15 protein-coding genes are annotated in these 17,123 nt (G+C 59.4%); 2 read left to right on the top strand and 13 right to left on the bottom strand.

What is annotated here, in order from left to right; translation table 11 throughout:
• Window positions 1–13: 13 nt before the first annotated feature.
• From ACLB1Z_RS16180 to ACLB1Z_RS16225, 10 genes are all read right to left on the bottom strand, one after another.
• A complete protein-coding gene (locus tag ACLB1Z_RS16180) occupies window positions 14–703 on the bottom strand; it encodes a response regulator (RefSeq protein WP_409560755.1) in 690 nt (229 codons plus the stop codon).
• A complete protein-coding gene (locus tag ACLB1Z_RS16185) occupies window positions 700–3,423 on the bottom strand; it encodes a DUF4118 domain-containing protein (RefSeq protein ID WP_409560756.1) in 2,724 nt (907 codons plus the stop codon). Before ACLB1Z_RS16185 ends, ACLB1Z_RS16180 begins: the two co-directional genes overlap by 4 nt.
• Before the next feature lie 40 nt (window positions 3,424–3,463).
• Window positions 3,464–4,069 carry a K(+)-transporting ATPase subunit C gene (locus ACLB1Z_RS16190; RefSeq protein ID WP_409560757.1) on the bottom strand — a complete coding sequence of 202 codons (606 nt, stop codon included), beginning with the start codon at window positions 4,067–4,069 and terminating at the stop codon, window positions 3,464–3,466.
• 11 nt (window positions 4,070–4,080) lie between these two features.
• Window positions 4,081–6,189 (bottom strand): potassium-transporting ATPase subunit KdpB, encoded by a 2,109-nt coding sequence (gene kdpB, locus ACLB1Z_RS16195; RefSeq protein WP_409560758.1) that lies wholly within the window; start codon window positions 6,187–6,189, stop codon window positions 4,081–4,083.
• Between the two features lie 23 nt (window positions 6,190–6,212).
• Window positions 6,213–7,916: a potassium-transporting ATPase subunit KdpA gene (gene kdpA, locus ACLB1Z_RS16200; RefSeq protein ID WP_409560759.1), complete on the bottom strand. Its 1,704-nt coding sequence runs from the start codon at window positions 7,914–7,916 to the stop codon at window positions 6,213–6,215.
• Window positions 7,917–7,929: 13 nt separating this feature from the next.
• A complete protein-coding gene (locus tag ACLB1Z_RS16205; RefSeq protein ID WP_035575846.1) occupies window positions 7,930–8,019 on the bottom strand; it encodes a K(+)-transporting ATPase subunit F in 90 nt (29 codons plus the stop codon).
• 322 nt (window positions 8,020–8,341) lie between these two features.
• The gene (locus tag ACLB1Z_RS16210; protein ID WP_013948718.1) at window positions 8,342–8,533 is read right to left on the bottom strand and encodes a hypothetical protein; all 192 of its coding nucleotides are present in this window, start codon (window positions 8,531–8,533) and stop codon (window positions 8,342–8,344) included.
• 65 nt (window positions 8,534–8,598) lie between these two features.
• Complete coding sequence (locus ACLB1Z_RS16215) at window positions 8,599–10,011, bottom strand: ammonium transporter (protein WP_409560760.1); 1,413 nt, start codon at window positions 10,009–10,011, stop codon at window positions 8,599–8,601.
• A 289-nt stretch (window positions 10,012–10,300) separates the two neighbouring features.
• The gene (locus ACLB1Z_RS16220; protein WP_409560761.1) at window positions 10,301–11,143 is read right to left on the bottom strand and encodes a sterol desaturase family protein; all 843 of its coding nucleotides are present in this window, start codon (window positions 11,141–11,143) and stop codon (window positions 10,301–10,303) included.
• Window positions 11,144–11,231: 88 nt separating this feature from the next.
• Window positions 11,232–11,531, bottom strand: coding sequence for a cysteine rich repeat-containing protein (locus ACLB1Z_RS16225; RefSeq protein ID WP_409560762.1), 300 nt, complete (start codon window positions 11,529–11,531; stop codon window positions 11,232–11,234).
• 572 nt (window positions 11,532–12,103) lie between these two features.
• Here ACLB1Z_RS16225 and ACLB1Z_RS16230 point away from each other — a divergent pair.
• Both ACLB1Z_RS16230 and ACLB1Z_RS16235 read left to right on the top strand, forming a co-directional pair.
• On the top strand, window positions 12,104–12,805 hold the full coding sequence (locus ACLB1Z_RS16230; protein ID WP_409560763.1) for a response regulator: 702 nt from the start codon (window positions 12,104–12,106) through the stop codon (window positions 12,803–12,805).
• Between the two features lie 1,010 nt (window positions 12,806–13,815).
• On the top strand, window positions 13,816–14,190 hold the full coding sequence (locus ACLB1Z_RS16235) for a sensor histidine kinase (protein WP_371199596.1): 375 nt from the start codon (window positions 13,816–13,818) through the stop codon (window positions 14,188–14,190).
• On the opposite strand, the gene ACLB1Z_RS16240 is transcribed toward ACLB1Z_RS16235, so the two are convergent.
• From ACLB1Z_RS16240 to ACLB1Z_RS16250, 3 genes are all read right to left on the bottom strand, one after another.
• Window positions 14,191–15,177, bottom strand: a complete 987-nt coding sequence (locus ACLB1Z_RS16240; protein WP_409560764.1) for a zinc metalloprotease HtpX — start codon at window positions 15,175–15,177, stop codon at window positions 14,191–14,193.
• A gap of 250 nt (window positions 15,178–15,427) precedes the next feature.
• On the bottom strand, window positions 15,428–15,895 hold the full coding sequence (locus ACLB1Z_RS16245; RefSeq protein ID WP_409560765.1) for a hypothetical protein: 468 nt from the start codon (window positions 15,893–15,895) through the stop codon (window positions 15,428–15,430).
• 90 nt (window positions 15,896–15,985) lie between these two features.
• Complete coding sequence (locus ACLB1Z_RS16250) at window positions 15,986–16,831, bottom strand: hypothetical protein (protein ID WP_409560766.1); 846 nt, start codon at window positions 16,829–16,831, stop codon at window positions 15,986–15,988.
• Between the last annotated feature and the right edge of the window lie 292 nt (window positions 16,832–17,123).

Below are 17,123 nucleotides of genomic sequence, written 5' to 3' on the forward strand. Positions count from 1 at the left end.
GCACGCGCCACCTTCAATCGGGAGCGCGGAGGCGGTAGCCAACGCCTGTTTCAGTCAGAATATATTCCGGGCTGTTCGGACGCGGTTCGATTTTCTGCCGAAGCTGCGCGACGTAAACGCGGACGTATTGGGAATCGGCAGAGGGATCCCAAAGCTCTCGCAACAGGAAATTGTGCGTCAGTACTTTGCCCGCATGCTGAACAAAGAGACGCAGCAGGTCGTATTCCTTCGGCGATAGCTTGATCTCTCGTTCGCCAACCTTGACAATGCGGCGCACGAGATCGACCGACAGATCGCCGACATGGAAAATGGGCCGCTCGCCCTGAATCTGTAGCCGATGGCGAAGTGCGGCTCGCATTCTGGCGAGAAGCTCGTTGATGCCAAATGGCTTCGTCACATAGTCATCGGCTCCGAAATCAAGGGCCTGTACCTTGGCGGTTTCGTCAGCGCGGCTCGACAGCACCACGATGGGAACGGCTTCATTCAGATCGCGGATGGCTCGCAGCAGGTCCATGCCTTGCATATCCGGCAAGCCGAGATCGAGGACGACAATATCCGGAGTCTCCGCCATCAGCTCCAGAGCTTTGCGCGCATTCGGCGCGTCGATTACCTGATAGCCTTGCGTTGCAAGCCCCATGCGGAGAAGTTTGCGGATTGGTGGCTCATCATCGATGACGAGAACTTTGATAGCGGGCGCACTCATGCGGCGTTTTCCAGCGTTTCTGATCGGACGGATGCCGGAAGCGTTACGGTCAGCAGTGCACCGCTGCGATCAGGCCGATTACCCGCCGTTATCGTTCCGCCCATGATTTCGATAAATCCGCGGGAGATCGGCAATCCAAGCCCCGTTCCGGCGCGGACATGATCAGCCTTGTTCGCGCGATAGAATTTATCGAAGATTTTTTCAACATCACGGTCGGGGATGCCAGGCCCTTCATCTCGGATTTGAATGACAGCGAGTCCATGATCGTTCCAAGCGCCGACCTCAATCAACGTATTCCCGGGCGCGTATTTTGCAGCATTGTCAAGGAGATTGAAAAGCACTTGCTCAAGTAAAACGGGATCAGCATCCACCTTCAATGGCTCCGATGGAAGATTGGCCTGGACCTTATGTCTCGAAAGGATCTTTCTCGCGCGCTTGAGCGCTGCATCGACAATCTCGCCAACGTCTTGAATTTCCGTCTTGGCGACGATGGCGCCGGCTTCTAGCTTCGTCATATCGAGAAGGTTGGCAATGAACCGGTTGAGGCGTTCGGATTCATCGATGATCGTAGCGAGCAACTCCGACTGCGCCTCGGCATCGAACTTGTCGCCCAGGTCGCGCATCGTCGTTGCAGCGCCGAGAATAGCGGCCAGGGGCGTCTTGAGATCGTGAGACAACGACGTCAGCAGAGCTGCGCGGAGCCGTTCCGTCTCGATGCTGCGTTTCGCGCGCTCGACGTCCTCGACGAGGTGGACGCGCTCGATGGCGAGTGCGCCCTGGTTGGCGAGCGCATCGAACAGCCGCCGTTGGTCCGGCGTCAGCAGCGGTCCGGGACGGTCGCTGTCTATGCCGACGACCCCGACGATACCGCGTGCGGTCCGGAGCGGCAGAAAAAGGCGGTGCGACCCGGGCAGCGTATCGGAGCCGCGCCCTGCCGGGCGGTCGTTGGTCCAAGCCCACGTCGCGGCCGCGATATCGGACGGATCAAGCATATCTTCCGGCGGATATCCCGCCTTCACGGCAATCGAGCCATTCTCCGGCAGCAACAGCACGACACGGACTTTCAGCATCGAGGCGATCTGAAAGACGGTTGCCCAAAGCACATCATCAAGCGTGCCGGTTCCGGCAAGCTTGCGACTGAAGCCATACAGCGACTCCGTCGTGCTGGCGCGGTTCATGGCGATCACAGTCTGACTGCGCATGCGCGCTGCGATGTTCGACACGACGACCGCTACGACGACGAAGCAAAGAAACGCCGCGACGTTCTTGGCATCGGCGATGGTAAATGTGAAGAGCGGAGGCAGAAAGAAATAGTTGTAAAGCAGCGCGCCGGCCACGCTGGCGACAAGCGAGGGGCCGATGCCAAGCTTGGCTGCCACGCCCACAATCGCCGTCAAGAATATAAGATCGACGCTCTCCACGCCTATCCATGGTCTGAGCACCCAGGCCACGCCAAGCGCAACAGCCATCGCTACAAACGTGATGAGATAATTCAGCGGCCGATGTGGCGGTTGATCCTTTGCTGTTCGAACCGCCTGCGCTGTCGCCGGCTCGGCTGGCAATTGCTCTCCGGAAATGACGTGAACGCTGATGTTTCCAGATTGCCTGACGAGATCGTGGACCACCGAACCGTTGAGAATTTCGAACCATCTCGGCCGATCGGATTTACCGACGATGATTTGCGTCACGTTGTGGGCGCGCGCATACGAGATGATATCGTCGGCGATCGACTTGGAACTTCCGGGCATTGTCAGCGTTTCGCCGCCGAGAAGTTCGGCGAGACGCATCGCTTCAGCAATTCGGTTACGCTCGCCTTCGGAAAATCTGAGGCTGCGGCGCGTCTCGATAGTGACCGCAGTCCACTGCGCGTGCAGGCGATCGGCAGCACGTTTCGCATAGCGCACGAGCCCGGATGAGCGCACATCTTCGTTGACGCACACGAGCACGCGCTCACACGCCGCCCACGGGCCGGACATGGCTTTGGCGCGAAGCTGGGTTACGAGCTGTTCATCGACGCGTTCGGCGGTGCGGCGTAAAGCGAGTTCGCGCAATGCGGTAAGCTTGACGGGCGAGAAGAAATTTTCAAGCGCGCGGCGCGCCTGATCCGGGACGTAGACCTTCCCTTCCTTCAATCGCTGAATAAGATCCTCTGGCGTGATGTCGACAAGCTCGACATCGTCGGCCCGGGCGAGGATCGAATCCGGCACCGTTTCGCGGACGCGTATGCCAGTGATCTGGGCAACGACGTCATTCAGGCTATCGATATGCTGGATGTTGATAGTGGTGAAAACGTCAATGCCTTCGTCGAGCAACTCTTCGACATCGAGATAGCGTTTCGGGTGACGGCTCATCGGTGCATTGGTGTGCGCCAGCTCGTCTATCAGCGCAATCTCGGGGCGCCGCGCGATGACGGCGTCAATATCGAGTTCCTCCAGCGTCTGACCTTTGTATTCGACCTGACGCGGAGGGATAACGTCAAGACCGCGAAGAAGTGCTTTTGTTTCCTTGCGTCCGTGGGTTTCGACGACGCCGACAACGACGTCAGCGCCCTCTTTAACCTTGGCGCGGGCGGTGCGAAGCATTTCATAGGTCTTGCCGACGCCGGGAGCCGCGCCGAGAAAAATCTTCAACCGTCCCTTCTGGCGCTCCTCGCGTTTCAAAACCTCGAGGAGCGCCTCCGGCGACGGTCGATGATCGGGTGTGCGGTTTTCGTCCGCCATCTTATTACTTTCCTCGCGGCGCCAGCGCGCCGCGCAATATTCACTGTGCCGTCGTGCCGTCAAGAGCCAGATTGAGCGCCAGGACATTGACGCGGGGCTCGCCGATCAACCCTAGGAACGGTTTTTCGATGTTGCGGTCAATGAGGCTGCGAACGTCCGCTTCCGGCATGTTGCGGGCCTTGGCAATTCGGGTCATCTGAAAATAGGCGGCAGACGGCGAAATGTCAGGGTCGAGGCCCGACGCGGACGTCGTAACCAGCTCGATCGGCACCTCCGCTCCGGGGTTCTCTGCCTTCAATTTGGCCATGTCAGTCTTAACGCGATCAATCAGGGCCTTGTTTGTGGGGCCGAGGTTCGAGCCCATCGAATTCGCGGCATTATAAGGCTGCGCTACCGTTTTCGATGGGTCGGCTGGGTCCGAGCCCGTTGTCGCGGACGGACGGCCATGGAAGTACTTATCGGACATGAACGACTGGCCGATGAGTTCGGATCCGATGACCTTGCCGTTGCGGACGATCAAGCTGCCCTGGGATTGCTTGGGAAAGATGGCTTCGGCTATGCCGGTCATAGCGAGCGGATATACGAGGCCGGTGATGAGCGTCAATGCGAGCAGCACGACGACGGCTGGGCGAATTTCTTTCAACATGGCGTGTTACCTCAAGCGAGATGCAGAGCGTTGATGGCCAAGTCGATGGCCTTGATGCCGATGAAGGGAACGACGACGCCGCCGAGCCCGTAAATCAGCAGGTTGCGGCGGAGCAACGGTCCGGCACCGATCGCGCGATAGGCGACGCCCTTCAGCGCCAACGGAATCAGCGCGATGATGATCAGAGCGTTGAAGATGATCGCCGACAGGATCGCGCTTTGCGGGCTACCAAGCGCCATGATGTTGAGCGCATTAAGCTGCGGATAGAAAGCAACAAACATCGCCGGAATGATCGCGAAGTATTTAGCAACGTCGTTCGCAATCGAGAACGTCGTAAGCGCGCCGCGCGTCATCAATAGCTGTTTGCCGATCTCGACGATCTCGATGAGCTTGGTCGGGTTGCTGTCGAGATCGACCATATTGCCGGCTTCGCGAGCAGCGACGGTTCCGGTATTCATCGCGACCCCGACGTCGGCCTGTGCAAGCGCTGGCGCATCGTTAGTGCCGTCGCCGCACATGGCGACCAACTTGCCTTTTGCCTGCTCGTCGCGGATGAGGCGCAATTTGTCTTCCGGTGTCGCCTGGGCGAGAAAGTCGTCAACGCCGGCTTCGGCGGCGATAGCGGCCGCCGTCATTGGGTTGTCGCCAGTGATCATCACTGTGCGAATGCCCATGCGGCGAAGCTCGGCGAAGCGCTCGCGAATCCCGCCTTTAACGATATCTTTGAGGTGGATGACACCGAGCAAGCGGCCGTCCTTGGCGACCGCCAGCGGTGTCCCGCCCGCTTTCGCGATCGTTTCCGTGATAGCCTTTATCTCGCGTGTGGCCTCAGCACTGATTGTCGGACGAAGCACTTGTGCTGTTGCGCCAGACGAGGCCGTCGTGACCGGGGCGTTTAGGTATTTCAACACAGCGTCCACGGCACCTTTACGGATCGACGATCCCTCGAATTCCACACCGCTCATGCGGCTCTGGGCCGTGAATGGAATGAAGTGCGCTTTAATATCCGCGACATCTCGACCGCGAATGCCGTGCTTGTCTTTAGCGAGAATAACCACCGAGCGACCTTCCGGCGTCTCGTCTGCCAGAGATGCGAGCTGGGCGGCATCCGCGAGTTCCGACTCGCTGACGCCGGACAGCGGTACGAATTCGGTTGCCTGACGGTTGCCGAGCGTGATCGTTCCGGTTTTATCGAGAAGGAGCGTGTCGACGTCGCCAGCGGCTTCAACGGCTCGGCCCGACATCGCAAGAACGTTGAAACGCACAAGGCGATCCATGCCGGCGATACCGATGGCTGAAAGCAGCGCGCCGATCGTCGTCGGAATGAGCGTAACGAAGAGCGCGACAAGGACGATGACCGAGATCGTGCCGCCGGCATAAGCGGCATAGCTCGGGATCGTTGCGGTCGCAAAGACGAAAATGATCGTGAGGCCAGCGAGAAGAATGTTGAGTGCGATCTCGTTGGGTGTTTTCTGGCGTTCCGCGCCTTCGACAAGCTTGATCATGCGATCAATGAAGGTCGAACCCTGGGCCGCCGTGATGCGGACGACGATCCAGTCCGACAACACGAGTGTTCCGCCCGTTACTGCCGACCTGTCGCCGCCGGACTCACGAATGACCGGCGCTGATTCACCTGTGATCGCGGCTTCGTTGACCGACGCGACGCCTTCGATGACTTCGCCGTCGGAGGGAATGGTGTCGCCCGGCTCGACGAGGACCACGTCTCCGACTTTCAGCGTGGTTCCGGGAATGAGCTTGTAGTTGCGGCCCGATCCCGTCATCAGCTTGGCTTGCGTTTCCTGGCGCTGAACACGCAGGGAGTCTGCTTGAGCCTTGCCGCGACCTTCCGCGATGGCCTCCGCGAAGTTTGCGAAAAGCACAGTGAACCAAAGCCACAGGATGATTTGGAACGTGAACGCCAAGTTACCTTCGCCCGTTACCATGCCGTGGAGAAAGATGATCGTGGTCAAGACCGTCACGACTTCGAGAACGAACATGATCGGATTTTTGATCATCTTGCGCGGATCAAGCTTCGCGAAGGCCGAACCGATTGCCGGAACCACGATTTTGGGATCGAGCATCGTCGCCGAGCTTTTCTTGCGCGCCATAGACGTATCCATCTTGGAAACTCCGAAAAGAGAGATCAGTAGAGCGTACCGGCCGTCATCGAGAGGTGCTCGACGATGGGCCCGAGTGCGAGCGCGGGAAAGAATGTCAGTCCGCCAACGATCAGGATGACGCCGACGACAAGGCCGACAAAGAGTCCGCCGGTGGTCGGGAACGTTCCGACAGAAGGTGCGAGCGTCTTCTTTTCTGCCAACGCGCCTGCGATCGCCATCGCCGGCACGATCATCAGGAAACGCCCAACAAACATCGAGATCGCGCCCGTTACATTGTAGAAGAAAGTGTTGCCTGTGATGCCTGCGAAGGCGGAGCCATTGTTTCCGGTGCTCGATGAGAAGAGATACAGGATCTCAGAGAAGCCGTGTGGACCGGGGTTGGCGATGGAGGCTAAGGCGGATGGGAGCACCGCCGCGACAGCAGTCCAACCGAGGATCATCAGCGGCAGGATCAATATGGCGAGCATGGCCATCTTGACTTCTTTCGCTTCGATCTTCTTGCCGACATATTCGGGCGTGCGGCCAACCATAAGTCCGGCAACGAAGATTGCGAGGACGACGAACAGCAACATGCCGTAAAGCCCTGCCCCGACGCCGCCGACGATGATTTCGCCTAGTTGGATATTCAGGAGCGGGATCATTCCGCCGAGGGCCGTGAAGGAGTCATGCATGGCATTGACGGCGCCGCAGGATGCGGCCGTCGTAATGACTGCGAACAAGGCCGATCCCACGATACCGAAGCGGGTTTCCTTGCCTTCCATGTTGCCACCTGTCAGGCCGAGTGCGTTGAGGCCGGTGGTGCCGTTGGCTTCGGCCCAGTAACAGACCGCAACGCCGGCAATGAAAAGCACGCCCATAACGGCGAGGATGGCCCAGCCTTGGCGCTGGTTGCCGACCATGCGACCGAAGACGTTCGTCAACGCAGCGCCGAGCGCAAAAATGGAGATCATCTGGACGAAGTTCGAGAGCGCGGTCGGGTTCTCGAACGGATGTGAGGCGTTGGCATTGAAGAAACCGCCGCCATTGGTGCCGAGCATCTTGATGGCAACCTGGGAGGCGACCGGACCGACGGCGATCGTCTGTTTGGCGCCTTCGAGCGTCGTCGCATCGACATACGCGCCAAGCGTCTGCGGGATACCCTGCCAGACGAGAAACAACGTGTAAGGGATACAAATCGGCAGCAGGATGTAGAGCGTGCAGCGAGTAACATCCACCCAGAAGTTACCGAGATTTCTTGTCGATGCGCGCGCAAAGCCACGTATCAAGACGATCGCAAGAACGATGCCCGTTGCAGCCGACAGAAAATTCTGATGCGTCAGTCCAAGCATCTGCGTGAGATACGACATCGTCGTCTCGCCGCCGTAGTTCTGCCAGTTCGTGTTGGTGATGAAGCTGATGGCGGTGTTGAAAGACAGGTCGGCTGCCAGCGCTGTCATTCCTTGCGGATTGAAAGGCAGCGCACCTTGCACGCGCAGCACGGCATAGAGAATGACGAAGCCGCCGATATGAAACAGCAGCATCGAGACGGTATAGCGCAGCCAATCCTGCTCGCCGCGTGCGTCGACGCCCGCGATTTTATAGAGACCGGCTTCGACCGGGCTCAAGATTGGCGAAAGAAATGTTTTCTCGCCAGAGAAAACGCGCGTCATGTACCAGCCGAGCGGCTTCACGAGCGCCAAGACGATCGCGCAATAGAGCGCAATCTGGATCCAACCTATAAGTGTCATATGCGTTGGCCTTTCAGAACCGCTCAGGACGCAGAAGGGCGTAAACGAGGTAGGCGAGCAGGCCGGCCGTGACGATGCCGGCCAGGGCGTAGTCGAATGTCATGGAGACCTCACAATCGGTCGCAGGCAAAAGCGTAAGCGATAGCAATGGCAAAGAGCGCCAGCCCGCCCGCTACAAGGATGATGTCCAGCATTTTCGTTTTCCTACTCCGAGGCATGCAGCGCCCGCACGAAAGGGATTGCGGGCCGCGTTTAGGTGACACGCGGCGCATAGGAATTCGAGTTGAGCGGGGGGAGATCCGTATAAGAATCTCATAAGGACGGCGGGGCTCGAAAGGCGCTCGGTGCCTGCATGACCGTGATAGCAAAAATAAAAAGGCCTCCGCGAGGGAGGCCTTTCTGTGGCTCGTCTATATCTCAGTTCGTCACTCAGCCGGGCTGGCCGTGAAATTGCCGATGATCGTTTTGTGATGCCTTGCTTCCATGCTGATCTGGAAAATGAAGAAGGCAATAAAGAATGCGAGGATGGCGAGCGTGAAAAGAATTTCGTCGCCATGGAACGGATAGATAGCGCTCATCTCGGGAAGTTTTTCGAAGCCAGAGACACCCGTGTTCATGAAGCTCTCCTTTGGATCTTATGGAATAAGAGAGCCGGCGGCATAGTCCGCCGCCGGCGTAAAGATTAGATTTTGAGTTCCTTACGCTGCAGAGCCTCAAAGGCTGCTTCAGCTCCCGAGAGATTCGGGTAGGTCGTCTCGATGTGCTCGCCATCGAGACCCGTCAGCTCGACCTTCGGATCGACACGGAGTAGGCCCAGCATCTTCAGGACAAAGCCGATAATGTAGCCTGGGATCAGACCGAAACCGAGGGCGAAGACGAGCGTCGCGATGGTGTTGCCGATCGGCGTTACGACCGGCAGACCTTGCGCGTTCGTCCCGAACCAACCTGCACCTTCTGAAAGCGCAACGGCTGCGCCGGAGCTCGGCATGATTGCCGGGTAACCCCACAGCACAAATCCGGCGACGATGCCGCCGAACACGCCGCAATAGCCGTGCACCGCAACCGCGCCGACAGCGTCATCGAGTTTGTATTTCTTTTCGACCCAGTTATGCGCGTAGTACGCCATGATCGTACCGGCGACGGCAATCGCAAGAGCGACAACGGGATGGTAGAGGTCGTTGCCGGCGCTTGCCGAGATGAGGCCCGTGAGGCCGCCGGAGAACGTCCAGAAGGCGTTGCCGTTGGACACCAGATAGGCCGTCATCATGCCGCCGAAGAGGGCGAGCAAGAAGTTCATCGTGACGCCCGACAACGTGATCGGGAAGCCATAGATGTTCGTCGCGGTCCAGTAGGCGGGCTGGCCTTCGGCGGCGACGTTGGCCATCGGGATGTGGCAAGCGGCATAGAAGCCGAAGAAGCCCACGTAGATCATGAAGAGACCCACGGTGACCATCCACGGATTGTGCGCCGGGATTTCGCGCGGCGTGCCGTCAGGCGCGAACTTGCCGATGCGCGGCCCGAGGTGCATCAGGATGCCGAGGGTAACAAAACCCGAAACCGAGTGCAGGACGGCCGAGCAATACTGGTCGTGGAACCCGAGGTATTGCGTCATCCAGCCATTGCCTGACCAGCCCCATGCTGCGGGGACGACCCAGGCAACTGCGCCGACATAGATGGCGATGATCAAAAAGCCCGACGTCTTTGCGCGCTCGATGATCGAGCCCGAGACGATCGAGGCCGCGGTCATGCCGAAGAGTGCGAATGCACCCCAGAAAACGCCGGAGATGCGGTCAGACAGGTTGGGAGCGAGCTTATCGGACCATGGCTCGAAGCCCGTTGAGAAGCTGACGGATGTCGAGCTGACAGGCCAACCCTGCAAGGCGATGTAGATCCACATACCGAACAGGAAAAACGCCAAGCCCACGACGGGAATTGCCATCGCGTTCTTAAGAAGTGTGTGCTGGACGTTTTTGGTTCGTGCGACACCGACTTCGTACATGCAGAAGCCGATGTGAATGAAGAACATCAAGACGATAGTCAGAAAGAAATAGAACTCGGTGAATATCGTCAGCATTGCCGTGGATTGATCGGCCATAAGCGACTCCCCTCTCGTGCCTGGCCTGCCGTCGCGGCCGTCCAAGGCAGTTTCCTTACAAATTCGTAAGCGCAGGAATCGTGCCAAATGGTGCCTGGTCGTATTTTCATGTTCTTCTCAGGAAAATCAGCCGATTTTCCAGAAAATAAACGGCCAGATAGATCGATTCGTTTGCAATTGTTTAAATTGTAGGCACTCGCGCGCCCGGATATGCCGTTCGGTCTAACTTGACATTCGAGTTGGATGATTTGCGTTCAATATCTTTTGAGTTCGCGGAAGACGTGCGAGCTTACGGTGCACCGAACAACACCCTGATTTTGCGCGAGAGGTTCGGCGCGTTTCGGAAATCCCGCCAAAGATAGCCCCATTCCGACAACGCGATGTGAAGCGGGTTCGTGCTCGGCTCGCGGCCCTTCAGGCCAAATTTCAGCGCCTCGCCAGCCGGCTCAGCCGCGAACGACCCAAACAACCGGTCGAAGACGATAAGGACTGAGCCATAGTTCTTGTCGAGGCAGGTTTCGTTCGACGCGTGATGGACACGATGATGAGCCGGCGAGTTCAAGACCCATTCCAGCGGACCCAGGCGAACGGGAACGGCGGTGTGCAGGAAAAACTGATAGACTAGCCCCAGCCCGAGCGTCAGCCCGATGGCAGCCGGATGAAATCCGATGAGCGCCAACGGCAGGAAGAACAGAAACGCACCGCTGATCACGCCCGTCCAGCCGAGCCTGATGGCGGCCGACAGGTTGAAGTGCGTCGCTGAGTGATGCACGGCGTGTGTCGCCCAAAACCAACGGACCCGGTGTGACGCGCGATGAAACCAGTAGTAAAAGAACTCCACACCGAGAAACAGCGCGATCCAGCTCCATGCTGTATCGAGCGGAATATCGAAAAGGCGATGCCGATAGCAGAACAGCATCGGGATCGCGACGAGGCCGCCGGTCAGAATACGCGACGCAAGATCGCCGACTGCGACGCCTATCGAAGCTACTGTCTCCCGCCCATCTTGCTCGTCAGCATGGTGTGCGAGCCGCACATAGAGAAGCTCGACGGCAATGAATACAAGCGCAACAGGAAAGAAGCCGAAGAGCGGCCGGGGAGCAGTGCTCAGAAATGCCGGAATATCCGTCATGGGGCTTGCGTCCTTTGATTTTGAGAGTGCGCGCAACGGCAGGGAGGGCATTGCCCCTCCCCGTCTCGATGCCATGTCGTCTTCGGCGTTAGTTCGCCGCTGAATTCCTTACGGCGATAATGGCATCGCGGCATGGCTGACTGAGGCTTCCTGCCTTCTCCGAGAAACAACGGAGAATTCGGCCACCACCTGGCATCACGCTGCCGCAGAGGCGCGCACGATCGTCCTTGCAGACGGCGAGCGCCGCGCGGGCGTTCGGATTATTGGCGAGAGCTTGAATCTGCGCCTTGGTGAGTGGTTTGTCGGAAGCAGCCTGTGCGAGCGCGACGCCCGCGGAAAAGCCGATCCAAGGTAGGGCAAACAAGGCAGCGAAAATGACGGGTCGCATCACGTACTCCGAGGTCAGAGGAAAAAATGAAATAGCTTGGGTTGGCCTGGCGCCGTCATCGCGCCGAGCATAGTCTCTATGCGGCAGGTTTCAGTTTCGAGTGACCGAGCTATTGCGCGTTACGCTGCCGCCATATGGACCGCTATAGGTCGCGGAATGATTGCACGTCCCGCCAGAACAGCTGGTGCTGCCATAGCGGTTCACAGTATTTCCACGCGGACCGGTATAGCTCTGATGGGAAGCGCACGAGCCGTAGGCGCACGAACCTGATCCCGACGAGTGCCAAGTTCCACCGCGAGGGCCAACGCCACCACCGGAGCGCTGCCATCCGGCCTCAGCCACGGTGGCGCCAGCGACGAACATAGCGGCCGCGACACAAAACGGGGCTATGACGAATTTCTTGAGGATCATGAGGGTTCTCCTTTGCAATCGTCACTCCGGGGTGGCGTGACGACAGGGAACCTCACCCGCTAGCGTATCCGGCGTATTTCAAACCGCGCCCCGAACTTTACGTTTTGTAACAGGACCTCGGAACGCTTGCACTCACACGAGGGCTGGCTTCACATCGCGACATGACCAACCGCCCGCATATCCTCATCATCGAAGACGACGCCGAAATCCGGTCGCTCGTTCAAGGCTATCTGCAGAAGCAAGGGTTTCGCGTCGAGACAGGAGACGGCGGCGCGGCGCTTGACCGGCATCTGACAATTTTCGGAGAGCCGGACCTGATCGTGCTCGACATCATGCTGCCTGGCGAGGACGGCTTGTCGATCTGCCGAAGACTTCGCGCCACGTCCCGTGTGCCGATCCTGATGCTGACGGCACGCGGCGAAGATATCGACCGTATCGTCGGGTTGGAGATCGGCGCTGACGATTATCTTCCGAAGCCGTTCAATCCTCGCGAGCTGACGGCGCGTATTCGCGCCATCCTGCGCCGCAACGAGCCGCCGCCCGTCGAGAAGAAGCGCCTAAAGCTCGGCGACATGATCATAGACCTCGAAGCGCGCTCGGTGACGGACGCAAGCGCCGCTCCCATTGAATTGACCAGCGCCGAATTCGACTTGCTCGAATGTTTTGTGACGCGGCCGGGACGCGTTCTGTCGCGCGAGCAATTAATGGACTGGACGCGCGGACGTCGCTCCGAACCACTCGACCGCACCATTGACGTTCAGCTCAGCCGGCTGCGAAAGAAAATAGACCGCGGCGAGGTCCCCATGTTCAAGACGATGCGTAATGTCGGATACATTCTGGCGGCGCGCATCGAGGAGGTTTGAGCGTGCTGTCACGTCTTGGATTCGTCGGCCGTCTCTCGGCGATCATTTTGCTGGCGCTGATAGGTCTGTGGGCGGTGGGCGCCGGGCTGTCCTACGTCACACGCTCACCTTTGGTCACGACGCCTGGCGCGTTTCCGCTCCCGAACCAAATGGCTGCCATCGTCGAGCTGCTCGAGACGACGGATGGTGCCCGCCGAGAGACTGTTCTCAACGCTGTGAGAAGCGATACGCTCGGCGTCGAGATTGCCGACAAAGCTCCGGTAGTGGCCGTCGATCAACGGCGGCTCAAGGGGATTGAATGGCTGGTCGAACGTTACGTCAATGAACTCGGCAACCGCGAGGTGATTGCGGTCTCCGGCCCGACCGACACGGGCATGGTTGCCGACATTCGCCCAGGGAGCCGGTGGATGCTGACGCGCCGCATCGTCCGGATCGCAGTGGCTCTCAAAAGCGGCGGGTACGCCGTCTTTGAGCCGCGGGGCGAGATTTCGCGGCGATTTTTCGGCGTTCCGGCCGGCTATTGGCTGGCCGTGCTCGGTTCCCTCGTTGGCATCGCGGCGTTGTTCGCGGTCTGGCGCGAGGCGCGGCCTCTGAAAGAGCTGTCGCGCGCGGTAACGAGGTTCTCAGGCGATGGGACGCCGGTTGTGATTACGCCGCGCGGCGCGCCGGAACTCAAACGGCTGATCGAGGCAACGAACCGGATGCAGGAGCGCATCGCGACGCTCCTCCAAGGCCGGACCGTGCTGCTCGGCGCCGTGTCGCACGATCTCAAGACGTACATCACACGACTGAAGCTCAGAACCGAGATGATTTCGGATCCGGATCAGCAGGCGCGCGCCGAGCGCGATCTCGACGACATGACGGTTCTCATCGACGATGCTCTGGCGGTAGCACGTGGCGGGTCGGAACAGGTTCGCACGGGCGTCGTCGATCTTGGTGAAGTGCTCGGCATGCTCTGCGCCGATCATCCGAATGTCGAGTTGGAGCTTCCAGGCAATACCTTGACGCTAATGGGAGACGAGGTCGCGCTGCGGCGGCTTTTTACGAACCTAATCGACAACGCACTCCGCTACGGTGCGAAAGCTCCGAAAGTGACGGCGGGCGCAATCGGCGGACGCGTGCGCGTTCTGATCGACGACGATGGGCCAGGCATTCCCGTTGCCGAGCGCGCCTTGGTCTTCGAGCCGTTCTACCGCCGCGAACCTTCGCGCAGCCGAGAGACCGGCGGCAGCGGCCTCGGGCTTGCGATCGCGAAGCAGATTGTCGAGCTTCACAATGGGTCCATCACGCTGGGAGACTCGCCGCGAGGCGGCCTTCGCGTCATCGTCGAGTTGCCGATGCGGGCCGAGAGGGCGTCGACCCAACCGCTACGCCGGTCGGCGTAACTAGGCTGCGCGGTAGAGCGGCGAGGCGCGCAGATGGCCGATGCGCTCGCCGGTAACCGGATGGCTGCGCAGATACGACGCGAGCCGGTCCTCGATGTAGTCTTCCGGGATGCCGCTCAGCGCACGATGATGATGCTCAAGCTTGGCAAGCGCCGTTTCGAGCGTGTTTGCATCGCCCGTCAACTCGAGAGCGAATGCGTCGGCCTCGATTTCACGGAAGCGGGATAGCGCAAGCATCAACAGCTCGGCGATTGCGGGGGCTCGCGTGAGCACCCACTGCAGCGAGGATTGCTGCTTGACGGCGCCGAAAGCGTGGACCGGTGCAAGGCCTGCCGCAGCGACGTCATTGATCGCGCGCTGCAACTGCGCTGCCCATGACATCGTCGCGCTGTCTCCATTGCAGATGTGCGCGATCTCGTGCGCGAAAATCGCCCCAACTTCTTTCGTGGTCATGCCACGCAGCAACCCTTCGGTGAAGGTGACGATCGCATCGTTCGGACCGCCGAATGCATAGGCGTTCATCGCCCTCTGCCCGATCAGCACGCAGATGCGAGGCCGTTGCGGCAGCCTTGCGTGCCAGCAGATGCGATCGATTTCGGCGAACAGCTCGGGAGCGTCCGCGGGCTCGAGCGTGCGGATCGCAAAATGATCACGCGGAGTGTTTTGCATTTCCGGGCCGCGATCACGACACGGCGTGCCGCGCGCAACGGCGCGTCTTACGCCCTCGTCGCCGCCGACGATCCATCCGCATGATGCGAGGAGCAACAGCAATCCCGCACGGACGTGACGGGAGAGCCGGTCGTTTTCGGCACGTTGTGACTGCGGCTGAAACGGAGCGGACGAATTGCCTGAGCGGTCGCAAGGCGCGAACGCGCGGGAGGTATCGACCATGCCGCACGCAGCCGGGCTGCCTGGAATTCCATCAACATGGAATGGCGGCCATCGATTGGCGCGAAGGAAGGTGCCGAAATCTCCCGGTAAATCCACGATTTTCGCTGTTCCCCGATAAGCGACAAAAAGCTTATCAGGAGTTTTGCGAATTTCGCGCCAGTCACATCATTTTCCGTCAAAAAACTGACGAAAATGCCGGACGACCACAGGACTGAGGATTATCGGTCACGGTTTAGAGCAGTGATCTCGGGCGTCGGCGCACGCAGACAAGCAGCACAAACGCGCGGACGAATCGCCCGGCGCGTCCGTTGACAAAGCCTCAGCTCAGCCGTCTCGTCTCGCGCACTCAGTGCACGGCTCGCCCCGATCCGTTTTGCTCGTTCTGTGCCCTCTCGCGGATGGGCGGCAGTTCGGGGCGAATGGAGCGAACGACGGTGATCGCGCGATACGCCTGCAGGATCAGAGCAAGCGCCGATTGATAATCGCGCGCATCGAACGCCCGCCGCGCCTGCTCGACGACACCGCTATAGGTATCGAGACCGGGATAGCGGCCGGCGTTTCGCTGAAGATATGCCGAGACGTTTCGGAGTGAGTCGAGGATGATATCTTCCGTGAAGGCAACGGCGGCCTGTTGCTCAAGTTGCGCGGCGTTACCACCAGCAAGATGCAACGGACCTTGCTGACCGAAAGCATCAGACTGAAAGCGCATCAATAATGGCACGAGATTTTCGAGTAGCCCGATGAGGGCTTGCGTATCCGCGCGCGTATCCTGCGATCTGCCGCCCTGATCGGAGCGCTGAGACTCGTTCGACATGCGTGATCCTCACTTCTTGAAATGGGGAAGAAAGCGCCGCCCACGAAAGGGCGGCGCTTCCGGTTGGCTTGGGGAGAGCGAATGCGGGCGTCAGCAGGCGCCGCGCTGCATGTTCGGCTGCTGATTGATCGTCTGGAGGTTCGCGATCACCTGCGGAAGGGCGGCCGTCAACTGACGGACGATCTCGCCGACTTCGACTTGGTTCAGCTGACGCTGCTGGCCCATGCCCTGATTGCCGCCAAAGGCGGCGTGGCCCTGATTGCCGCCGAAGGCTGCCTGACCGAACGGTCCGAACGCGTTCGGTTGGTTCTGACCAAAGAGCGACAACTGATACGGATTCTGATTGCTGTAGCCGTAGGCGCCCTGATTGTGCTGACCCGGATTGTTCCAACCCTGGTTATTCCAGCCCTGGTTGCCCCAGCCGAGATTGAGACCCTGGCCGCCGCCGTAGGCGGCGTTACCATAAGACCCCTGCTGGCCCTGTTGCTGCAGGAGGCCGACGATCTGGGGAATGACAGGCAGTATCTGGCGAACCACCTCATTCACATCCTGCTGCGAAAGATTGCGCGCGGCTCCGCCATAAGCTGCTCCGAACCCAGCGCCGTAACCGCCCTGACCGAAGGCAGCCTGCGACTGCTGGGCCTGAGCAATGACCTGCGGCAGGATCGGCATAAGCTGGCGAACGACCTCACCGACGTCGTGATGAGACAGCTGCCGCTGGCCGCCGAACTGACCACCGAAATTCTGGCCGCCGAAGTTCGGACCATAGCCGAAGGCCGACTGCCCTAATCCGGCGTTCCAGGCGTGCTGAGGCTGGGCGAAAGCCTGTGCACCCCATGCCTGACCCCAGGCTTGCGCGGGGTTCGGGTTCCAGCCGCCGTAGTAGCTGTTGGGATTCTGTTGAAAGGCGTTCTGGAGGTTATCGCTGTGAATCATAGTCAGGTACTCCTCGAGCGATGCATGACCATCGATGAACGGAGCCACACCAAGACTTTGGTGCGCCTCTTGGAGACGTGCCTTGCGACACGGGCCGCCATTCCGACGGCGTCTGTTAGGTGGCATTCAGTCCGCTCAATTCCAGGGCCTAATTCAGATTATTTTTCCCTTTTTATTTCGCATCGATATTCAATGAATTCAGCACATTATATTTGACGCAATAATTCTTATTTGACTCGCATAACCACATAAGAAAAGCGACAAAGCGCGCTGCATTCCACATGCCATTTTG

It is taken from the genome of Hyphomicrobium sp. MC8b (genome assembly GCF_905067615.1).
Taxonomy (GTDB): Bacteria; Pseudomonadota; Alphaproteobacteria; order Rhizobiales; family Hyphomicrobiaceae; genus Hyphomicrobium_B.